Here is an 18,808-nt window from a genome sequence, read left to right as displayed (position 1 = left end):
GGGGGGGGGGGCGGGGGGGGGGGGGGGGGGGGGGGGGGGGCCCGTGGCCGGCCGGGGTGAGCCCGCGGCCCGGCACGGGGTGAGCTCGCCGCCCGGCCGGGGTGAGCCCGCGGCCCGGCACGGGGTGGGCCGGGTGGCCGGGCCGGGGCGAGTGGTCGGCTCAGCCCTCGTGCCGGGCGGCGGAGCGCGCCACGCGGCCGCGGACGGCGTACCAGCCGGCCACCAGCGCCGCGGCGATCAGCGGCACGCACAGCACGGTGGTGCGCGCGGCGCCGCCGTCGGCGTACATGAGGACCAGGACGGAGGCGAGGAAGGCCAGCGTCACGAGTTCGGTCCAGGGGGAGCCGGGCAGGCGGTAGGCGGGGCGCGTCAGCTCGCCGTCGCGGGTCCGGCGCCAGAAGAGGAGGTGGCAGACCATGATCATGCCCCAGGTGGCGAGGATGCCGAGGGCGGCGAGGTTCAGCACGATCTCGAACGCGTCCGCGGGGACCAGGTAGTTGAGGCCGACGCCGAGGACGCACATGCCGCTGGTGAGCAGGATGCCGCCGTAGGGCACCTGGCTGCGGCTGAGCCGTGCGGTGAAGCGCGGGGCGGAACCGTTGACGGCCATGGAGCGCAGGATGCGGCCGGTGGAGTAGAGGCCGGAGTTGAGCGAGGACATGGCGGCGGTGAGGACCACGAGGTTCATCACGTCGCCGGCCGCCGGGACGCCGATGTGGGAGAGCACGGTCACGAACGGACTCTGGGCGGCGCTGTAGCCGTGCCACGGCATCAGCATCGACAGCAGGAGGACCGAGCCGACGTAGAAGAGGCCCACGCGCCACATGATCGAGTTGATCGCCTTCGGCATGATCTCCTCGGGGTTCTCGGTCTCACCGGCCGTGACGCCGACCAGTTCGACGGAGGCGTAGGCGAAGACGACCCCCTGGACGATCAGCAGCATGGGCAGCAGGCCGTTGGGGAAGATCCCGCCGTTGTCGGTGATCAGGGACGGGCCGGGGACGGCGCCGTCGACGGGGTGCCGCGTCACCAGGAGGAAGATGCCGATGCCCATGAAGACCACCAGCGCGCTGACCTTGACGATGGCGAACCAGAACTCCAGTTCGCCGAAGATCCGCACCGAGATGAGGTTCACGGCGAGGACCACGGCCAGGGCCACGAGCGCGATCACCCACTGCGGGACGTCGGAGAACAGGCCCCAGTAGTGGGTGTACGTGGCGACGGCGGTGATGTCGGCGATGCCGGTGGTCGCCCAGTTGAGGAAGTACATCCAGCCGGCGGTGTACGCGCCCTTCTCCCCGAGGAACTCCCGGGCGTAGGAGACGAAGGCGCCGGAGGACGGCCGGTACAGCACGAGTTCGCCGAGTGCGCGGACGACGAGGAACGCGAAGATCCCGCAGACGGCGTAGGCGACGAACAGGGAGGGTCCGGCGTCGGCGAGGCGTCCGCCCGCGCCGAGGAAGAGCCCGGTGCCGATCGCGCCTCCGATGGCGATCATGTTGACGTGCCGGGCTTTCAACGACTTGCTGTAGCCGGTGTCCCCGGCGTCGACGTGTCGGGTCGTGGGGCGCTTCTCGTCCTTGAGGAACTGCTCGCTCACGCCTCGGGGTCGCCTTCCGTGGGGGTGGCCGCGCGCTGGGGGCGCACGATGTCGGTGAGGGTCGTCTCGACCCGCAGGAGGTGGTGGGACATGGCCTCGACCGCGTCGTGCTCGGATCCGTCCGCCAGCGCCTCGAGGATCGCCCGGTGCTCGCAGTTGGACTGCTCGCGGCGGCCGCCCAGTTCGTTGAGGAAGGTCGACTGACGCGCCAGTGCGTCACGGATCTCCTCGATGACCCGGCGGAAGACCGGGTTGCGGGACGCTTCGGCCACCGCCAGGTGGAAGACGGTGTCCAGGGCGACCCAGGCGGTGGTGTCCGTCTCCTGCTCCATCCGGTCCAGCAGATGGCCCAGGTGGTCGAGGTCCTCCGGGGTCCGGCGCAGCGCGGCGTACCCGGCGACCGGGATCTCGACGTGCCGGCGCACCTCCAGCAGGTCGCTGGCGGCGTAGTCGCCGAAGGTGGGGTCCTCGACCGTGTTGGCCACGACGAACGTGCCCTTGCCGCTCCTGGAGACGGTCAGGCCCATGGCCTGCAGGGCCCTGAGGGCCTCCCGCAGCACGGGCCGGCTGACCTCCAGGGTCCGGCACAACTCCGCTTCGGAGGGGAGCTTGTCCCCCACCGCGTATTCGCCGCGCTCGATGGCGCTGCGCAGGTGGCTGAAGACCGCTTCCATGGCGCTGACGCGCCGGGGTCCCGGGCCACCTGTCTGGCTGTCTGACAGGTTCACGCTGCGATCCTGCTGGCTGCGCCGCGGGGTGTCAAGAGACCTCCGCTTCGGCGCCAAGGGCGTCAACGACGGGTGGACTCGGCCAACTTGATTCCGGCCTGGACGCGCGTAGACCCCGCCCCGGCGCCCGTTTTCCCGGCACGGCCGACCACCGGCCACGATGGCTGAAACTTAAACTACCCTGGTTCGAGCGCACTACGTTGGCGGCGGTTGACGCTCCACCGAGAGGAAACCCCTCATGACCGCCGCCGACAGCACTGCGAGAACGGCCCACGTCCTGCCCGGCTACCGCCCCGAGGACGCCTTCCTGGCCGTGGAGCTGGATCCGCCTCCGGCCGAGTACGTATGGCACGACGAGCACGCCGAGCAGCAGGAACGGCGCTACGGCCCCGGGACGGCCTACCGCCAGTGGCTGGCGGTGGACGTGTCCGAGGGCGGCGTCTGGTTCGGCGACACCGACTGGCGGGCCCCGGCCGAGGACCACGTCGGCCGGCTCCCCGGCGTCCCCCGCAAGGCGCTCGGCGACGGCGCAGTGCCGCCCCCCGCCATCGTGGTGCGGCTGCTGGACCACCTGACCCACGACGAACGGCGCGGGTGCTCCTGGCGGTTCTTCAGCGCCGAGGAGTTGCACGCGCTCGCCCTGCGGATCCTGCCCGCCGTGCAGCGGCTGGTGGATTCGATCCACCGGATCGGGCCGGCCGGCGAGCTGGAATGGTCGGCCGAGGCCGCCACCGCGTGGGACGACGTCGAACAGGCCACGACCCACTCCTTCGATCCCTCCGGCAGGCTCGTACGGCCGGCGCCGCGCACGACGCCGACCCCGGCCTGGCGCGTCGAGGTCGGCGCGTTCCTCGCCCTGAACCCCGACCTGTGCGAGACGTCCTGGGCGGTGGCCACGGACGCCGAACTCGACGCCTGGGCCGACTACCGTCCTCCGACCGGCTACGGCGGTGTACCGGGGCGGATGTGCCACGCCGCCGGCCGCCGCCTGGAGGAGGGCTTCACCTTCTACGGCCACCGTGCCGCCCTCTACGCCTACCGCGCACAGGCGTGCGGCGACCGTACGCCGACGGAGGCCCGCGTCTGGCTGGAGACGACGGAGACGGGCAGGGGCGCCTGGGAGGCCGCCAAACCCCTCGGCGCCACGCTCGCCGACGTGCCCGACTGCGTGCTGGCGTCGCTGGCCGAGGGGTTCCAGAACGCCGCGCACGCGGAGGGGCTGGTCCTGACGGGCCTGCCCGCCTACCTGCGGGGGCTGCGTGCGGAGGAACGCTCCGCCGTGGACCGGCAGCTCGTCCGCGAAGCGGAGGAGGTCGAACGCCTTGAGCACGTGCTCAAGGACTTCCGCGCCGCGCGCAACCGCACCGTGACCCGGATCCTGGCCTGGTCCGACGGGCGCAGCGACGCGGAGATAGCCCGCCTGGCGTCGATGCCCGAGGACCACGTCAGCGGCTGGCGGGCCCGCCTGACCGACGAGGAGACCGTCGCCGCGCCAGGGCCGGAGCGGCACGGACCGGAACGGCACGGACCGGAACGGCACGGACCGGAACGGCACGGACCGGAACGGCACGGACCGGAGCGGCCAGCACCGGAGCAGCCCGGACCGGACGGCGGTCAGACGGGCTCGGGACGTCCGTGATCGCGGGCGTACGCGCCGAAGATCCGGCGCGTGCTCCCCTCGACGCGCAGGAAGCGGTCGTCGAGGATGACGGCCAGGTCGTCCAGGGCGGCGCGCAGGACGGCCGCCGACATCCGCACGTCGGGGTGCCGGGCGACCGATGCCTGGTCCGCCAGGTTGAGGGCGCCGGTGACCTGGCCGGCGAGGGAGATGTGGTCGTCGCCGTCCTGGAAGTAGTAGGACTCGGCGTACTGCAGGAAGTCCACGGAGATCACGGACACGTCTGCCGCCAAGCTGTCGAGAATCGCGGCGCCGGCGTCGGCGTCCAGCTGCTCGGTCGTCGGACGCGTGCGGACGAGGTGCGAGATCCGCAGCGCGAGAGCGCGCCGCCGGGCCAGGGCCGGGAAGATCCCCAGCGTCCAGGCCACCGTCGCACTCAACAGGGCGAAGCCGACCAGCGCTTCCATCGGCGCCACGATCCGCAGCCAGCCCGTGGCCGGCGCGATGTCACCCAGCCCCAGGGTCGAGAGGTGGACCAGGGAGAGGTAGACCGCGTCCGGGAAGCCCGCGTGATCGGTCGGCCGCAGGTCGGGCGCGTAGGTGAAGGCGTCCGGCATGTGCGGCCAGTAGACGAGGGCCCAGCCGACGACGGCCGCCAGGGCCCAGGTCGCGACGACCGCCGCCATGCCGACCGGCGCGGCGAGCCCGGTGGCCCGGTGCCGCCGCGGCGAGAGTTTCGACAGCCGCCACAGGGCGGTCATGATCACACGGCTCAGGCCGCCGTGGCGCGTGGGGTGCCACAGGGTGTGGAACACGTCCCGCAGGACGATCAGCACCAACGCCACACCCGAGACGGACGCCACCCAGGTCATCCCGAGCTGTACCTGGTCCTCGGCCATGCGAACAGTCTGCACCGGATCGAGGCAAATGCACTGCTTGCACACCCGGTCCGCCCGACCTGCTTCAGCGCAGCCGGCGCAGATAGGGGTCGTACGCCCGGCTGGGCGCCAGCCGCACCCGGACGTCGACGATGTCGATGCCGTCGGGTCGGGCGATGACCGGATTGAGGTCCGCTTCGGCGAGCTGCGGCAGGTCACCGGCCATCCGGGACAGCCGCGCCAGGAGCTGCCGCAGACCTTCCAGGTCGACGGGTGCGGCGCCGCGGTGGCCGAGGAGCAGCGGGGCGCAGCGGGGCGCGCCCACCAGCTCGGTCACGTCCTGGTCCGTCAGCGGCGCCAGCCGGGCGGCGTGGTCGGCGAGCACCTCCGTCGCCGTGCCGCCCAGACCGAACATCACCAGAGGCCCGAAGACCGCGTCCTGGACGACCCCGGCGAAGAGCTCCACGCCGCCGCGGGCCATGGGCTGGACGAGGACGCCCGTGAGCTTTCCGCGGAAGCGCTCGGCCACGTCGCGGTAGGCGTCCGTCACGGCGGCGTCGTCGCGCAGGTCGAGCCGGACGGCGTGTTCCTCGCTCTTGTGCACCAGGCCCGGCCAGTACGCCTTGAGGACCGCTGCGCCCTGGCCGCCGCGGAACCGGCGGGCCGCGAAGACGGCGTCCGACTCGTTGTGCGCCCACGCCCACGGGACCTGCGCGACGCCGTAGCAGTCCAGGAGAGCGGCGCAGGTGTCGGGGTCGGTCCAGCCGCCGTCGGGACGAGCCTGGAGGTACTCGTCGACGAGCCGGGAGGCGCGGGGGGTGTCGGCCCCTCGGACGTCCGCCGGGGTGCCCACCGGGCGGGCGAGCCAGTCGGTGCGGTCCGCGGCGTGCGCCAGTGCCCGCACCGCGGACCGGGGGTCGGCGTAGGCGGGGACGGTGACGTCGAGGCCGGTCAGGCAGCGGGCCGACTCGGCCTGGCCGGGGAGCACGACGGCGACCGGGAAGGGGTGGTCCCGCGCGGTGCGCAGGACGGAGCGAACGAGGTCGTCCCCGGTGGCGGCGGCGACGGCCGTGGGGACCAGGGACACGATCAGGGCGTCCACCTCCCCGCTCCCGATCAGCCCGGCCAGGCAGCCCCGCAGCTGGTCCTCGGAAACGGCGGCGGTGGTGTCGACCGGGTTGGTCGCGGCCGCGCCCCTGGGGAGGGCCCCGATGAGCCGCCGGGTCAGTTCCGGCGAAAAGGCCGGCACACCCAGCACACCCTCGACCGCGGCGTCCGCCGCGAGGACGCCGGTCCCGCCGGCGTTGGAGACGACGGCCACCCGCCGACCGGCCGGGAGCGGCTGGGAGTGCAGGAACGCGGCCGTGTCGAGGAGCTCGGCGATGGAGCGGGTGGACGTGACCCCGGCCTGCCGGAAGAGTGCCTGGCGGGTCATGGTGGGCGTGGCCGCGGCAGCCGTGTGCGAGGCGGCGGCCCGCCGGCCGACCTCCGTCCGCCCGGCGTCGACGGTCAGCACGGGGACGCTACGGGTCACGCGGCGGGCGGTGCGGGAGAAGGCCCGGGCGTTGCCGAAGGACTCCAGGTGCAGTAGCGCCAGATCGGTCCGGCCGTCGCTCTCCCACCACTGGAGCATGTCGTTGCCGCTGACGTCGTACTTGTCGCCGAGCGAGACGAAGGTCGAGACCCCGATGCCCAGCCGGGACAGACCGGCCAGCAGCGCGATGCCCACACCGCCCGACTGCACGGCCACGCCGGCGGTTCCCGGGCTGGGGAGGTCGGCGGCGAAGGTGGCGTCCAGGCGCACGCCGTCCTCGGTGTTGGCCAGGCCCAGGCAGTTCGGGCCGACGAGCCGCATCCCGTACCGGCGGCAGGCCGACAGCAGGGCGTGCCCGTCCTCGCGGTCCAGGCCGGCCGACACCACGAGCAGGGCCCGCACCCCACGCCTGCCGCACTCCTGCGCGACGGACGCGACGACGGCGGCCGGCACGGCCAGGACGGCGAGGTCGGGCGCCTGGGGCACGTCGGACACGGAGCGGTAGGCGGTGACGCCGAGGACCTCGGGAGTCACCGGGTGCACGGCGTACAACGGACCGGCGAAGCCGCTCCGACGCAGGTTGTGCACGACGGCGCGCCCGACGGAGCCCGGCCGCCTGCCGGCCCCCACCACCATGACCGACCGCGGCCTGAGCAGCGGTCGGAGGCTGGCGACGTCTGCCGTCCGGCCGCGCGCCTCGACGGCGGACAGGTACGTCTCGTCCGCGTCCAGCCGGACCAGGCAGTGCACCTCCGGCCCGTCGAAGTGCTGCGTGACGCTCAGCCCCAGGTCCGTGAAGACCTTGAGCACGTCCCGGTTCTCCGACAGCGCGTCGGCCGCGAACGCCGTGATGCCGTCGCTCCTGGCGGCGGACGCGGCGTGCTCGAGCAGCACCGTGCCCACCCCCCGGTGGTGCCAGCGGTCCGCGACCGCCAGGGCCAGGTCCGCGTGGTCGGTACCCGGCAAGCGGTGGTACTCGACGAGGCCGATCGCCTCGCCCCCCGCCTCGGCGATCATCGCTGCGCGTCCTGGGCGGGCCGGACGGCACAGCCTCTCGGCGGACTGCTCCGCCGAGTGCCGGTTGGCCGTGAAGAACCGCAGGCGCAGGTTCTCCGGCGACATCCGCGTGTAGAAGGCGGCCACCGCCGCCCTGTCGTCCGGCCGGAGGGGGCGGACGGACACGGTCGAGCCGTCGGCGAGAAGGACGTGGACCTCCTGCCGTGCCGCCGCGGTGTGTGCCATGACCGGCCTCCTCTCCGGGCCTCCTCCCATCGTGGCCCCGCGGACCTGTCCGTCGTCCAGGGCCACTCGGTCCCTGCGCTGTGGCCCACAGGCCCCTGCGCGCGCACGTGCCCCGGGTGCTCAGATGGAAGGAGGGTTCGACCCCGCCTGCGCGCCCCGGGGCCGGCGCAGGTGCCATGACCGAACACGGCGAAGGAGCCGGTCATGCCCGCATCTCGCTACACCGTCAGTGACGTCATGACGCACACCGCGGTCGCCATCGGCCGGGAGGCGTCGTACAAGGAGATCGTGGAACTGATGCACGAGTGGAAGGTGAGTGCGCTCCCCGTCCTGGAGGGGGAGGGTCGTGTCGTCGGCGTCGTCTCCGAGGCCGACCTGCTGCCCAAGGAGGAGTTCCGCCGTGCGGAGCCCCGGCTGCCGGAGCAGCTGGAGGAAGCGTCCAAGGCCGGCGGCGTACTGGCCGAGGACCTGATGTCGAGCCCGGCGGTCACCGTGCATCCGGACGCCCCCATCGCCGAGGCGGCCCGCATCATGGCCCGCAAGCACGTCAAGCGGCTGCCGGTGGTGAACGGCGTCGGCATGCTGGAGGGCGTCGTCAGCCGCAGCGACCTGCTGAAGGTGTTCCTGCGGCCGGACGAGGAGCTGGAGGAGGAGATCCGCGAGGCCGTGCTGGGGGAACTCGCGCCCGGTACGTCCCTGGACTTCTCCGTCCTGGACGGTGTCGTCACCTTCCGGGGCCCGGTGCGCGACCGCGCCCTGATTCCCCTCGTGGCCCGCGCCGTCCGCGCGGTCGAAGGCGTCGTCGACGTCCGGATGGAACTCGACGGGGCGGCCTCGACGGCCGCATGACGCAGCGTCGGGCGCCGAGCGCGCACGCGGGAGGCGCGTGGCGCACTTGCTGAGAAATTGCCGAAAGAGCACGCCGTGCCCCGCAATGCGCCGGGCCGGCGCGACGGCGGAAGGAGAACGCGGTGAGACACAGAGAGGTGGGCGAGCTGATGACCCGCGAGGTCGTCACGGTCCCGCGGCACGCGACCTTCAAGGACATCGTCCGCACACTCGGCGAGCACGAGGTTTCCGCGGTGGCGGTCACCGACACCGCCGGGCACCCGCTCGGCGTGATCTCCGAGGGCGATCTGCTGCCGAAGTCGGCCGACCAAGGGGACTGGTTCCGCTCGCTGCCGCGTCCCGAACCCTGGGAGAGCGACAAGGCCGCGAGCACGAAGGCGGAGGAGCTCATGTCGGCGCCGGCGGTCTGCGCACGGCCCGACTGGACGGTGGCGGAGGCGGCTCGGCTCATGGAGAGCCAGCACGTCAAGCGGCTGCTGGTCGTCGACGCATCCGACGTCCTCGTGGGCATCGTCACACGCGGCGACCTGCTGCGGGTCTTCCTGCGCGACGACGACGCCATCCGGCGCGAGATCACCGCGGACGTCCTCGGCGCGACCTTGCACCTGGACCCTGCCGACGTGTCCGTCGAGGTGGTGGACGGCCAGGTGACGCTCCACGGCGCGGTGCCCTTCCGGAGCCTGGTCCCCGTGGTGGAGCGCCTGTGCCGCACGGTCGACGGCGTCGTACGGGTCACCGAACGGCTCACGTGGGAGGTCGACGACACGGGTACGGGTCGCTGAAGGGAAAGGAGCTCACCGTCGATGCGGCCGACGACGTCCTTGCGGCGTACCGGACGTCCCGCACCAGCGGCGTACGGCGCCTTCCCGTCCTCGACGGACAGCGCGTCGTGGGCCTGACGGTCGACGACCTGCTGATGGACGTCTTCCGCAGGTCTTCCGCAGGATGGGAGACCTGTCCTGAGGTCGAGTGGGGCGTGCGGGGTGGGTCGTGGTGGTCGGTTTCACGGGAGGGTGGGCTTCGGGGCGTGGCTGCGCAGCACCGCGAGCCGCCGCTTGTACTCCTCGTCGTCGATCTCGCCCCTCGCGAAGCGCTCCGCGAGGAGGCCCTCGACCCCCTTGTCCCGTTCCGCGCCCGAGGCGGGGGCCGTTCGTCCGTCCCCGCTGTCCCGCCGGTAGGCGCGGGCCACGAGGACGGCCGCCGCGACGATCAGAGCCCAGACGACGAGCGTCGTGAGCGACATGGCGAGCCATCCCCAGCCGCCCATGCCATGGCCGTACCAGTACATCTCGCACCTGCCGGGTCGAAGGGAGCGGCGGCCCTACGGGCCGTCCGCTTCCCAGGGTCGCGGGACGCGCGCGTCCTGGCATGGGCCGTTCGGGGCCGGGAGGGGACCATAGGGCCCATGCCGGCACCGCCCGGCGCTCGCAGACTGGATACGGACCCGCACGAGGAGGCCGTCCATGAGCACCCAGTCATCCACCCGAATCGCCGTGGCGCTGCCGGCCGACTGCCGCACGCGCCTGATGGAGACGGCCCGCGAGGTGAACTTCGCCGAGGGCACCCGGCTGTTCCGCGAGGGCGGCCACGCCGACCGGTTCTGGATCGTCCGGTCCGGCACCGTGACCTTGGACGTGCACGTGCCGGGCCGCCGACCGGCCGTCGTCGAGAGCCTCGGCCCCGGCGAGCTCGTCGGCTGCTCCTGGCTGTTCAAGCCGTACACCTGGCGGCTCGGCGCGGAAGCCATGACCCCCGTACGGGCGTACGAGTTCGACGCGGAGCGCGTACGGATGCTGATGGACGCCGACCCGTCCTTCGGCTCGGCCGTCGGCCAGTGGGTCGGGCAGGTCCTCGCCCACCGCCTGCAGGCCACCCGGATCCGCCTGCTCGACCTGTACGGGCCGTACGGCAGCGGCAGCCTCCTGTGAAGGCCGCGCGCCGCGCCCGACAGGCGTGACCGGCTCCGCGGCTCGGGCAGCGGCGCCGGTCACAGCGCCGGCCAGCGGTGCCGGTCACAGCGTCGGCGGGGCCAGGGGCACCTCCCACTCCAGGCGGGTGCCGCGCGTCGCGTCGCCCCGCGCGGTGACCGCCATCCGGCCCCCGAGTCTCTCGGCCCGTTCGGCGAGGTTGCGCAGTCCGCTGCGACGGCCGCCTTCGGGCATGCCGACGCCGTCGTCGGTCACCGTCAGGGTCAGCACGCCGTCCGCCGCGACGAGGGAGACCTCCGCACGGGTGGCTTTCGCATGCCGCGCGACGTTGCTGAGGGCCTCGCCGAGGACGGCGACTGCCTCCTCGGCCACGGTCGGCGGCACGTCGGTGTCGATCAGCCCTTCCATGCGCAGCGCGGGGGCGAAGCCGAGGCCCGCCGAGGCCTCGTCCAGGGCCTGGACGGCCCGGGAGCGCAGCTTCGAGCCGGTCGCGGGGGCTTCGCGCTCGCGCAGCCCGAAGATGGTGGACCGGATGATCTTGATGGTGGCGTCGAGGTCGTCGACGGCGCGGGCCAACCGCTCGGACGCCTCGGGGTGGTCGACGAAGCGCTGCGCGCTCTGGAGGGTCATGCCGGTGGCGAAGAGGCGCTGGATGGCCAGGTCGTGCAGGTCGCGGGCGATGCGGTCGTGGTCCTCCAGCAGGCTCATCTGCTCGGCGTCGCGGCGCCGGCCGGCCAGTTCCAGCGCGAGGGCGGCCTGGGCGGCGAATCCCGGCAGCGCGGCGACCTCCGCCGGGGCGAAGGCGGGGCGGCCGTGGCGGCGGGCCAGGATCAGGACGCCGCTGAGCTTCTCCTTCGTCCCGACGGTGACGGCGACGGCCGGGCCCAGGCCCTGCCAGCGTTCGGGCTGTACGGTGACGCGTTCGTCCGTCTCCACGTTCGTGACGGTGATCAGGCCGTCCCCGGCCAGGGCGGCTTCGGCCAGGGTGCCCCGGGGACTGGGGAGCACGATGCCCCGGTGCGCGTCGGCGCCCTCGCCGAGGGCGAGGGACCCGCGCAGCTCGCCTCCGGGGCCGAGGAGGTAGAAGACGCCCAGGTCGGCTGCGGTGATGTCCCTGGCGCGCTCCAGCAGCCCTTCGAGGACCTCGTCCTGGGCCGTCCCGGAGAGCAGGGCGCTGGTGATGTCCGAGCTGGCCGCCAGCCAGCGTTCACGCAGCCGGACCTCCTCGAAGAGGCGGGCGTTCTCGATGGCGATGCCCGCGGCGACGGCGAGGGTGGACAGGACCGCCTCGTCCTCCGCGTCGAAGTCGGCGCCGCCGATCTTCTCGGTGAGGTACAGGTTGCCGAAGACCTCGTCCCGGACCCGGATGGGAACGCCCAGGAAGGAGTGCATCGGCGGGTGGTGCGGCGGGAAGCCGTAGGAGGCGGGGTGCTCGGACAGCTCGGACAGGCGCAGGGGCTGCGGGTGGCGGATCAGCTCGCCGAGGATGCCGTGGCCGGACGGCAGGTCGCCGATCTGCGCGCGGAGCGTGTCACTGATCCCGACGGGCAGGAACTCGGCGAGCTTCTCGTCGTCGCCGATCACGCCGAGGGCGCCGTACTCGGCGTCCACGAGGACGACGGCGGCCTCGACGATGCCGCGCAGCACCTGGGGCAGGTCCAGCTCCCGGCCGACCGACATGACGGCTTCCAGCAGCCCGTTCAGCCGGTCGCGGGTGCCCCTGACCTCGTCGATCCGCCCCTGGAGCTCATCGAGCAGCTCGTCCAGCCGCAATCGCGGCACGCCGCTCGCGGCAGGCCGACCGCCTGCGTCCATGCCCCACCTCCGGCCGACGGCAACGGTGAAGGACCACGTGTCCACCGTAGCCGCACGCGCCCGAGGGGGCTCCCCGCTCGGCCGGGTGCTACGCCTTGTGCCGCGGGACGCCGCTGCTCCCGGCGGGGCGGGTGCCGCCGTCGGCGGGGCTGCCGCCGTCGACGACCTGCGCCGCTCCCTCGTGCAGGTGCCGGACATGGGCGTCCGGGCCCGGGAAGAACACCGAGGTGCGGCCGGTGTCGGACCAGCGGACGTCGTACGGAGGGGTTCCGTCCGGGTGGTGCAGGGCGACGACCTCGCCGTCCCGGCCCGGCGTGCCCACGGCGGGGCCGCCCACCACGATCCGGTCGCCGACCTCGGCGTGGATGCCGGGTCCCTGGTCGGATGCGAAGGTGTTCATGATCATGCCTTTCCGTGGAACGCACCCCGCAGGAGCCGGGCGGCGACGAACGCCGCGAGAGCGGCGGCCGCCGCGAGAGCGACGCCGGTCCGGCCGACGGGCTCGGTGTCCAGGAGGGACTGCAGGGCGGGGACGTGCAGGGCTGCCGCCGCCAGCACGGCGGATCCGGCCACGGAGGCCGGAAGGAAGGGATTGGCCCGGGTCAGCAGGCGGGAGCGCAGACCGAGAGCCACACCGAGCTGGGCCGCGAGGAGGGCCAGGAAGAGCACGCTCTGCCAGGGCAGGCCCAGGGCGCCGGCGGCGACGCCGGCGAGCAGGCTGACCACCGTCACGGCGGAGGCCAGGACGAGCAGGCGCTGCCACACGCCGGCGGCGAGGATGTGCTGGTCCGGCGGGCGCGGCGGGCGCCGCATGACCTGCGGCGAGACGGGCTCGGCACCCATGGCGACGCCCGTCAGACCGTGCGTGAGGAGGTTGATCCACAGGATCTGTCCCGCGCGCAGCGGCAGGGGCAGGCCGAGCAGCGGGCCGAACAGCATCACCAGGATCTCGGCGGCTCCGCCGGCCATGGCGTAGACGAGGAAGCGTCGGATGTTGTCGTAGACGCGGCGCCCTTCCTCGACGGCCTTGACCACGGTGGAGAGCTCGTCGTCGGTGAGGACGAGGTCGGCGGCCTGCCGCGCCACCTCGGTGCCGCGGGCGCCCATGGCGACACCGATGTCGGCCTGCCGGAGGGCGGGGCCGTCGTTGACCCCGTCCCCCGTCATGGCGGTGACGGCGCCCCGAGCCCGCCAGGCACGGACGATGTCCAGCTTCTGCTGCGGGTCGGTACGGGCGAAGACCCGGGCGCCGGTGAGGTCGGCGTGCGGCGCGGCGGCCAGCTCGGGGCCTGTGAGGACCTCGCCGGCCGCACCCTGCTGGACCAGGCCGGTGCGCTCGGCGACGGCGCGCGCCGTCGCCGGGTGGTCGCCGGTGATCAGGACGGAGGTGATGCCCGCGGCACGGCAGGCCGCGAGGGTGGCCGCGGCGGTGGCTTTCGGCGGGTCGCTGATCGCGATCAGGCCGAGCAGCCGCAGTCCCCGCTCGGCCTCGGCGGCCGGCGGGTCCCACAGGGGCCGCTCGGCGCCCGCCACGGCCAGGACGCGGAAACCGTCGGCGGCCGACGCGGCGGCCTCCTCGCGGGCCCGTGCCAGGACGTCGGGCGGGTCGGCGAGCACCGACGGCGTGAGGACGGCCTCGGGCGCCCCCTTGAGGCAGACCAGCACGTTTCCGTCGGGCAGATGGTGCACGGTGGTCATCCGCTTGCGCAGGCTGTCGAAGGGAACCTCCGCGGTCCGCGGGCAGGCCCGGCGGAGCTCGGCCGGGGTGGGGCAGCCCGCCTTGGCGGCGGCGGCCAGCAGAGCCGCCTCCATGGGATCGCCGACGGCGCTCCAGGCGTCCGTACCGGGCGCGGGCGGTTTGAGGCTCGCGTCGTTGCACAGGGCGGCCGTGGTGAGCAGTTCCCGCAGCGGGCGGAGCTCCTCGGGGCTCAGGGTGCGTCCCGCGCGCGTGAGCTGCCCGTGCGGCCGGTAACCGCTGCCCGACACGTCGGCGCCGCCGGAGGGCGTCCACAGGTGCTGGACCACCATGCGGCCCTCGGTGAGGGTGCCGGTCTTGTCGGTGGCGAGCACGCTCACCGACCCCAGGGTCTCCACGGCGGGCAGCCGGCGGACGAGCGCGCCGCGTGCGGCCATCCTGCGGGCGCCGAGGGCCAGGGCGAGGGTCACCACGGCGGGCAGCGACTCGGGCACCGCGGCGACGGCCAGGCTGATGGCCGTGACCGCCATCGTGCTCGGCGCGAGCCCCCGGAGCAGGCCCAGGGCGAAGAACAGCGCGCACAGGGCGAGGGTGACGAGGGCCAGGACGCGGCCGAGCGAGGCGAGCCGGCGCTGGAGCGGGGTCGGCTCGTGGCCGCCCTCGAGCAGTGCGGCGATGCGGCCGAGCGCACTCGCCGCACCGGTGGCCGTGGCGCAGGCGGTGCCCCGGCCCCGTACGACGACGGTTCCGGCGCTCACCGGATCGCCCGGAGCCTTGTCGACGGGCTCGGACTCTCCGGTGAGCATGGATTCGTCCACCAGGAGCGCGGACGCCTCGGCGAGGTCGGCGTCCGCGGCGACGATGTCGCCCTCGCCCAGCAGCACGGTGTCCCCGGGGACCACGAGCGCCGCGGGCACCTCGTGCGCGGCGCCGTCGCGCAGCACCCGGGCCTTCGGGGCCGACAGGGCGGAGAGCGCGGCGACGGCACGGTCGGCCCGGACCTCCTGGGCGACCCCCACGGTGGTGTTGACGACGATCACCAGTGCGATGACGACGGCGTCCGGGTGGTCGCCGACGGCGAGGGTCAACCCGGCGGCACCGAGCAGCACCAGGATCAGCGGGTCCCTGAGCTGGGCCAGCACCCGGCGGTGGACAGGCGTCGGCGGGGGCGGTGCCACCTCGTTGCGTCCGTGGCGCGCCAGCCGGCGTTCGGCCTCGGCCTGTGACAGTCCCCGGGCGTCCGGGACCCGGACAGGTGTCGCGTCGATCGCGCGGCTGGTCATGTGGGCGTCATCCCTCCGCAACGGTGATCACCGGGCAGTGCGCCCGGTGCAGCAGGCCGTGCACCGTGGAACCGATGCGCATGCCGGTGCAGCCGCCCCGGCCGCGACGGCCCACGACGACGGCCAGGGCGTGCTCGGCCGCGCGGGACAGTTCCTCCACCGGGTGGCCGATCAGTACTTCGTGGGTGAGGTGCACGTCCGGGTACTTCTCCGACAGTCCCGCGGTCGCCTCGGACAGCAGCACCCGCTGCCGGCGTACGGCCGCCTCCTGCTCCTGGAGCGGGAGGACCGGCGGCTGCCGCACGGAGACGGCCCGCACGCCCGCGCCGCGCAGTTCGGCCTCGTCGAAGGCGAACCGGAGCGCGGTGACCGAGGCGGCGCTGCCGTCGATGCCGCAGACGACGTACGGCGGCTGCTGGGTGGTGTGCGCGGCGTCGCCCACGACGACGACGGGGCAGGGGGCCTGGGCGGTCACCGGGACCACGAGCGAACCGGCGCTGACCACCTCCGCGACCCGGCCGAGGTGCCGGGAGCCCAGCACGACCATGTGGGCCTCCTGGGCCAGCCCGGCGATGACGGGCGCCGGGAAGCCGTCCCGCAGCTCCTCGGTCACGGCCAGCTGCGGGTCCCGCTGCCGGATCCAGCCCCGGGCCTGTCCGAGTCGTTCGGCGCCCGCCCGGCGCAGCGCCGTCCGGCGCGGGCCGTCGTCGACGTGGTGGGCGTCGTCGACGTGGTGGGCGTCGTGCGGGGGCGGTACGGCCAGCACCAGGCGCAGCGGGAGGTGGCGCCGGTGCGCCTCGTCGACGGCCCAGGCAACCGGCAGGTGCCACTCCCGGACGGGGTCGACGCCCACGAGGACGGCGCGGGCGCCTTCCCGGGGGCCGGTCACCTCCGGCTCCCGAGGTCGGCCCCCGCGCGGGGGACGAGGAGCACGGGACAGTGGGCGTGGTGCAGCACGCCGTGGGTGACGCTGCTCAGGTTGCGGCCGAGTCCGAACGGGGAGGGGGCCCTGCGGCCGCCCATGACGAGCAGGTCGGCGTGGTGGGACGCCTCGACGAGGACCCCGGCCACCGAGACGCTCTTCTCGGCGTCGCTCTCGACGGCCAGGTCGGGGAACTCGTCCCGGACCGTGTCGGTGACGGCCTCCAGAACCGATGCGTGTTCTCCCGCGATCGCGTCGACGCCGTCGAGCATCGGCACCACGTCACCGACGGACCGCAGGATGCTCCAGATGTGCAGCAACCGCAGGGACGCCTTGCGCAGCTCGGCCTCCCGGGCGGCGTAGCGGGCGCACACGAGGTCGTGCTCGTCGCGGACGGCGGCGAGCACGGTGCCGCGCTCCTCCGCCTCCTCGACGCCGCGGACCACGATCACGGGCACCGTCGCACCGGCCGCCGTGTCGAGGCCGACCGAGCCGAGCAGGAGCGAGTTGAAGCCGCCCAGGCCCCGGTTGCCGACGACGATCGTGCCGTGCAGGCCGCCGGCCCGGTGGAGGCTCGTGACGGCGTCCGCGCGGCTGAACTCGGTGGTCACGAGCAGAGCGGGGTATTCGGCGGCGACGGCCTTCGCCGTGTCGTCGAGGATCTCCCGCCCCGCGGCACGGACCTTCTCGATGGTCTCCGCCGACAGGTACAGGGCCCGGCCGTCCGTGTCGGCGCCGTGGACGATGTGCAGGGGACGGCCGCGGCGCGCGGCCTCACCGGCGGCCCACAGGGCGGCGCGGCGCGCCGGCTGCGAGCCGTCCACACCGACGGTGACCGAGCTGGTGTCCGGGGTACGGATGGTGCTTTCCACGGCTGCTCCCGTCCCGAGGATCCGATGGGGGACACCGCCCACGGTGACACCCCCGGCGCCCGGGGAAGAGGGCCGCCCGGGACCGCCGCCGGGACCAAAGGTCCCCATCGCGACGGCGCGGCCCGTGCCGCAGGGGGCCGGGTGGTCCTTCCGGCCCCTGGACGGGACCGTTCGGCCCTCGAAACCCCCGACCGATCCGGCGGAGGGTGAGGGCACCCGCACAGGAGACGGGCCTCCCACGGGCCCGAACCGCAGGAGGGCTTCATGAAGCACATCAAGGTGGCGGACCTGATGACCGACGAGGTCGTGTCCGTGGCCTCCGGCACCGCTTTCAAGGAGGTCGCGAAGCTCCTCGTCCAGCACGACATCTCCGGGGTGCCCGTCGTGGACGACGAGGACCGCGTGGTGGGGGTCGTCTCGCAGACCGACCTGCTGGCGCACCCGGCACCGCTCCCCCGCACCGGTGCGCAGGACGGCGCGCCCGTCCCGGCCCGCACGGCGGGGGACCTCATGTCCGCTCCTGCCGTCACCGTCCGCGCCGAGGAGGCGGCGGCTGACGCCGCCCGGCTGATGACGCGCCGGGGCATCGAGCGGCTCCCCGTCGTGGACGTGGAGGACCGACTCGTCGGCATCGTCACCCGCCGGGACCTGCTGCGCCTGTTCGTGCGCCCTGACGCGGAGATACGCCGGCGCGTGCAGGAGGTCCTGAGGGACGTCGTGGGGGTGCCGGTGGACGACGTCCACGTGCACGTCGTGGACGGCGTCGTCACCCTGGAGGGTGTTGTGCAGCGCCAGAGCCGGTTGCCCGTCCTGCATGCCCTCGTCGAGCGGGTCGACGGAGTCGTGGCCGTCGTCTCGCACCTGACCGCCCGTACCCACGACGCGACCGCCCCGGCCGCACCCGCCCGCCACGCGATGCCGTGGTGACGCCGGGACACCGCACGAAGGAGCTCGTCATCGTGGAGAAACATGTAGCAGTCGGGGTCGACGGCTCCGCGGAGAGCCGGGCGGCCGCCCGGTGGGCCGCACGGGAAGCCGTCGCGCGCCACGTGCCGCTCCGGCTCGTCCACGCCGTCGACTGGCCCCTGGACCCGGTCCTGCCGGGCCTGGGCAAACAGGACGTGGACCGGTGGGCGGACCGGGCCCTGACCGAGACGGCGCAGGAGCTGCACGAGCGCCATCCGGGCCTGGAGATCACGAGTCGGTGCCCGACGGGCCGGCCGGCGGCCGCCCTCGCCGCCGAGGCCGCCGACGCCGCGCTGCTGGTGCTGGGCTCACGCGGCCTGGGCGGCCTCGTCGGTTTCCTCATCGGCTCGGTGGCGCTGTCCACCGTGGTCGCCACGGACACCCCCGTCGTCCTCGTCCGTGTCGCCGACGACCCCGACGGCCCCGGCGGCCCCGGCAGCGGTGCCCCCGCCGAGGTGGTCGTCGGCGTCGACGTCCAGGAGGCCGGCGACCGGATGCTCGCGTTCGCCTTCGAGGAGGCGCAGCGACGCGGCTGGCCGCTGCGGGCCGTGCACGGCTGGAAGATGCCGCCCGCCTACGCGTACGTCCCCTTCTTCGACCCGGACAACGAGCGGGACATCGGACGGAGCGTGACGCACATGGTCGACGACATGCTGCTGCCCTGGCGGCACAAGTTCCCGGACGTCGCCGTCACCACCAGCGTGTTCATGGGGTCCGCGGGCGAGCGGCTCGTCCAGGCCTCCCAGGGGGCGGGACTGGTCGTGGTCGGCCGCCACCTGCGCCGCTCGCCGCTCGGCGTCCACCTGGGCCCGGTCACGCACGCGGTACTGCACCACGCGGCGGCGCCGGTGGCGGTGGTCGCCCACGCCTGAGGAGT

General features: G+C 74.1%; 16 protein-coding genes. 6 read left to right on the top strand and 10 right to left on the bottom strand.

Features of this window, described 5'->3' with window-relative positions:
- Positions 1-160: 160 nt before the first annotated feature.
- Positions 161-1,600 carry an amino acid permease gene (locus tag LG632_RS15985; RefSeq protein WP_226727916.1) on the bottom strand — a complete coding sequence of 480 codons (1,440 nt, stop codon included), beginning with the start codon at positions 1,598-1,600 and terminating at the stop codon, positions 161-163.
- Positions 1,597-2,274 carry a FadR/GntR family transcriptional regulator gene (locus LG632_RS15980; RefSeq protein ID WP_226727918.1) on the bottom strand — a complete coding sequence of 226 codons (678 nt, stop codon included), beginning with the start codon at positions 2,272-2,274 and terminating at the stop codon, positions 1,597-1,599. Before LG632_RS15980 ends, LG632_RS15985 begins: the two co-directional genes overlap by 4 nt.
- A 292-nt stretch (positions 2,275-2,566) precedes the next feature.
- Between LG632_RS15980 and LG632_RS15975 the strand changes: the two genes are divergently transcribed.
- The gene (locus LG632_RS15975) at positions 2,567-3,967 is read left to right on the top strand and encodes a hypothetical protein (RefSeq protein WP_226727913.1); all 1,401 of its coding nucleotides are present in this window, start codon (positions 2,567-2,569) and stop codon (positions 3,965-3,967) included.
- Here the strand turns inward: LG632_RS15975 and LG632_RS15970 are convergent.
- Entirely contained in the window at positions 3,943-4,845 is a 903-nt protein-coding gene (locus LG632_RS15970; protein WP_226727911.1) for a potassium channel family protein, read from the bottom strand. The genes LG632_RS15975 and LG632_RS15970 overlap by 25 nt on opposite strands.
- 64 nt (positions 4,846-4,909) lie before the next feature.
- A complete protein-coding gene (locus LG632_RS15965) occupies positions 4,910-7,600 on the bottom strand; it encodes a bifunctional acetate--CoA ligase family protein/GNAT family N-acetyltransferase (protein ID WP_226727909.1) in 2,691 nt (896 codons plus the stop codon).
- A 204-nt stretch (positions 7,601-7,804) separates the two neighbouring features.
- Here LG632_RS15965 and LG632_RS15960 point away from each other — a divergent pair, with 204 nt between their 5' ends.
- Positions 7,805-8,449: a CBS domain-containing protein gene (locus LG632_RS15960; protein WP_226727907.1), complete on the top strand. Its 645-nt coding sequence runs from the start codon at positions 7,805-7,807 to the stop codon at positions 8,447-8,449.
- Between the two features lie 122 nt (positions 8,450-8,571).
- The gene (locus LG632_RS15955; protein ID WP_226727905.1) at positions 8,572-9,231 is read left to right on the top strand and encodes a CBS domain-containing protein; all 660 of its coding nucleotides are present in this window, start codon (positions 8,572-8,574) and stop codon (positions 9,229-9,231) included.
- Positions 9,232-9,452: 221 nt separating this feature from the next.
- On the opposite strand, the gene LG632_RS15950 is transcribed toward LG632_RS15955, so the two are convergent.
- Positions 9,453-9,692 carry an SHOCT domain-containing protein gene (locus LG632_RS15950; RefSeq protein ID WP_226727902.1) on the bottom strand — a complete coding sequence of 80 codons (240 nt, stop codon included), beginning with the start codon at positions 9,690-9,692 and terminating at the stop codon, positions 9,453-9,455.
- Positions 9,693-9,912: 220 nt separating this feature from the next.
- Here LG632_RS15950 and LG632_RS15945 point away from each other — a divergent pair, with 220 nt between their 5' ends.
- Positions 9,913-10,377: a Crp/Fnr family transcriptional regulator gene (locus LG632_RS15945; protein ID WP_226727899.1), complete on the top strand. Its 465-nt coding sequence runs from the start codon at positions 9,913-9,915 to the stop codon at positions 10,375-10,377.
- An 84-nt stretch (positions 10,378-10,461) separates the two neighbouring features.
- Here LG632_RS15945 and LG632_RS15940 read toward each other — a convergent pair whose 3' ends face one another.
- The 5 genes from LG632_RS15940 to LG632_RS15920 all read right to left on the bottom strand — a co-directional run bounded on the left by LG632_RS15940 (position 10,462) and on the right by LG632_RS15920 (position 16,965).
- Positions 10,462-12,192 (bottom strand): sensor histidine kinase, encoded by a 1,731-nt coding sequence (locus LG632_RS15940; protein ID WP_226727895.1) that lies wholly within the window; start codon positions 12,190-12,192, stop codon positions 10,462-10,464.
- An 88-nt stretch (positions 12,193-12,280) separates the two neighbouring features.
- Positions 12,281-12,592 carry a DUF1918 domain-containing protein gene (locus LG632_RS15935; RefSeq protein ID WP_226727892.1) on the bottom strand — a complete coding sequence of 104 codons (312 nt, stop codon included), beginning with the start codon at positions 12,590-12,592 and terminating at the stop codon, positions 12,281-12,283.
- 2 nt (positions 12,593-12,594) lie between these two features.
- The gene (locus tag LG632_RS15930) at positions 12,595-15,171 is read right to left on the bottom strand and encodes a cation-translocating P-type ATPase (protein WP_226727889.1); all 2,577 of its coding nucleotides are present in this window, start codon (positions 15,169-15,171) and stop codon (positions 12,595-12,597) included.
- Positions 15,172-15,178: 7 nt separating this feature from the next.
- Complete coding sequence (locus LG632_RS15925; RefSeq protein ID WP_226727887.1) at positions 15,179-16,060, bottom strand: universal stress protein; 882 nt, start codon at positions 16,058-16,060, stop codon at positions 15,179-15,181.
- Complete coding sequence (locus tag LG632_RS15920) at positions 16,057-16,965, bottom strand: universal stress protein (RefSeq protein ID WP_226727884.1); 909 nt, start codon at positions 16,963-16,965, stop codon at positions 16,057-16,059. The genes LG632_RS15925 and LG632_RS15920 overlap by 4 nt, the downstream gene beginning before the upstream one ends.
- A gap of 264 nt (positions 16,966-17,229) precedes the next feature.
- On the opposite strand from LG632_RS15920, the gene LG632_RS15915 reads away from it, so the two are divergent.
- Positions 17,230-17,892: a CBS domain-containing protein gene (locus tag LG632_RS15915; protein ID WP_226727881.1), complete on the top strand. Its 663-nt coding sequence runs from the start codon at positions 17,230-17,232 to the stop codon at positions 17,890-17,892.
- Between the two features lie 32 nt (positions 17,893-17,924).
- On the top strand, positions 17,925-18,803 hold the full coding sequence (locus tag LG632_RS15910) for a universal stress protein (RefSeq protein WP_226727879.1): 879 nt from the start codon (positions 17,925-17,927) through the stop codon (positions 18,801-18,803).
- Positions 18,804-18,808 lie beyond the last annotated feature (5 nt).

The sequence above is a fragment of the Streptomyces antimicrobicus genome (genome assembly GCF_020532625.1).
Taxonomy (GTDB): Bacteria; Actinomycetota; Actinomycetes; order Streptomycetales; family Streptomycetaceae; genus Streptomyces; species Streptomyces antimicrobicus.
The sequence above is the reverse complement of the archived record's forward strand: the minus strand, read 5'-3'. Positions and strand labels throughout refer to the sequence as shown.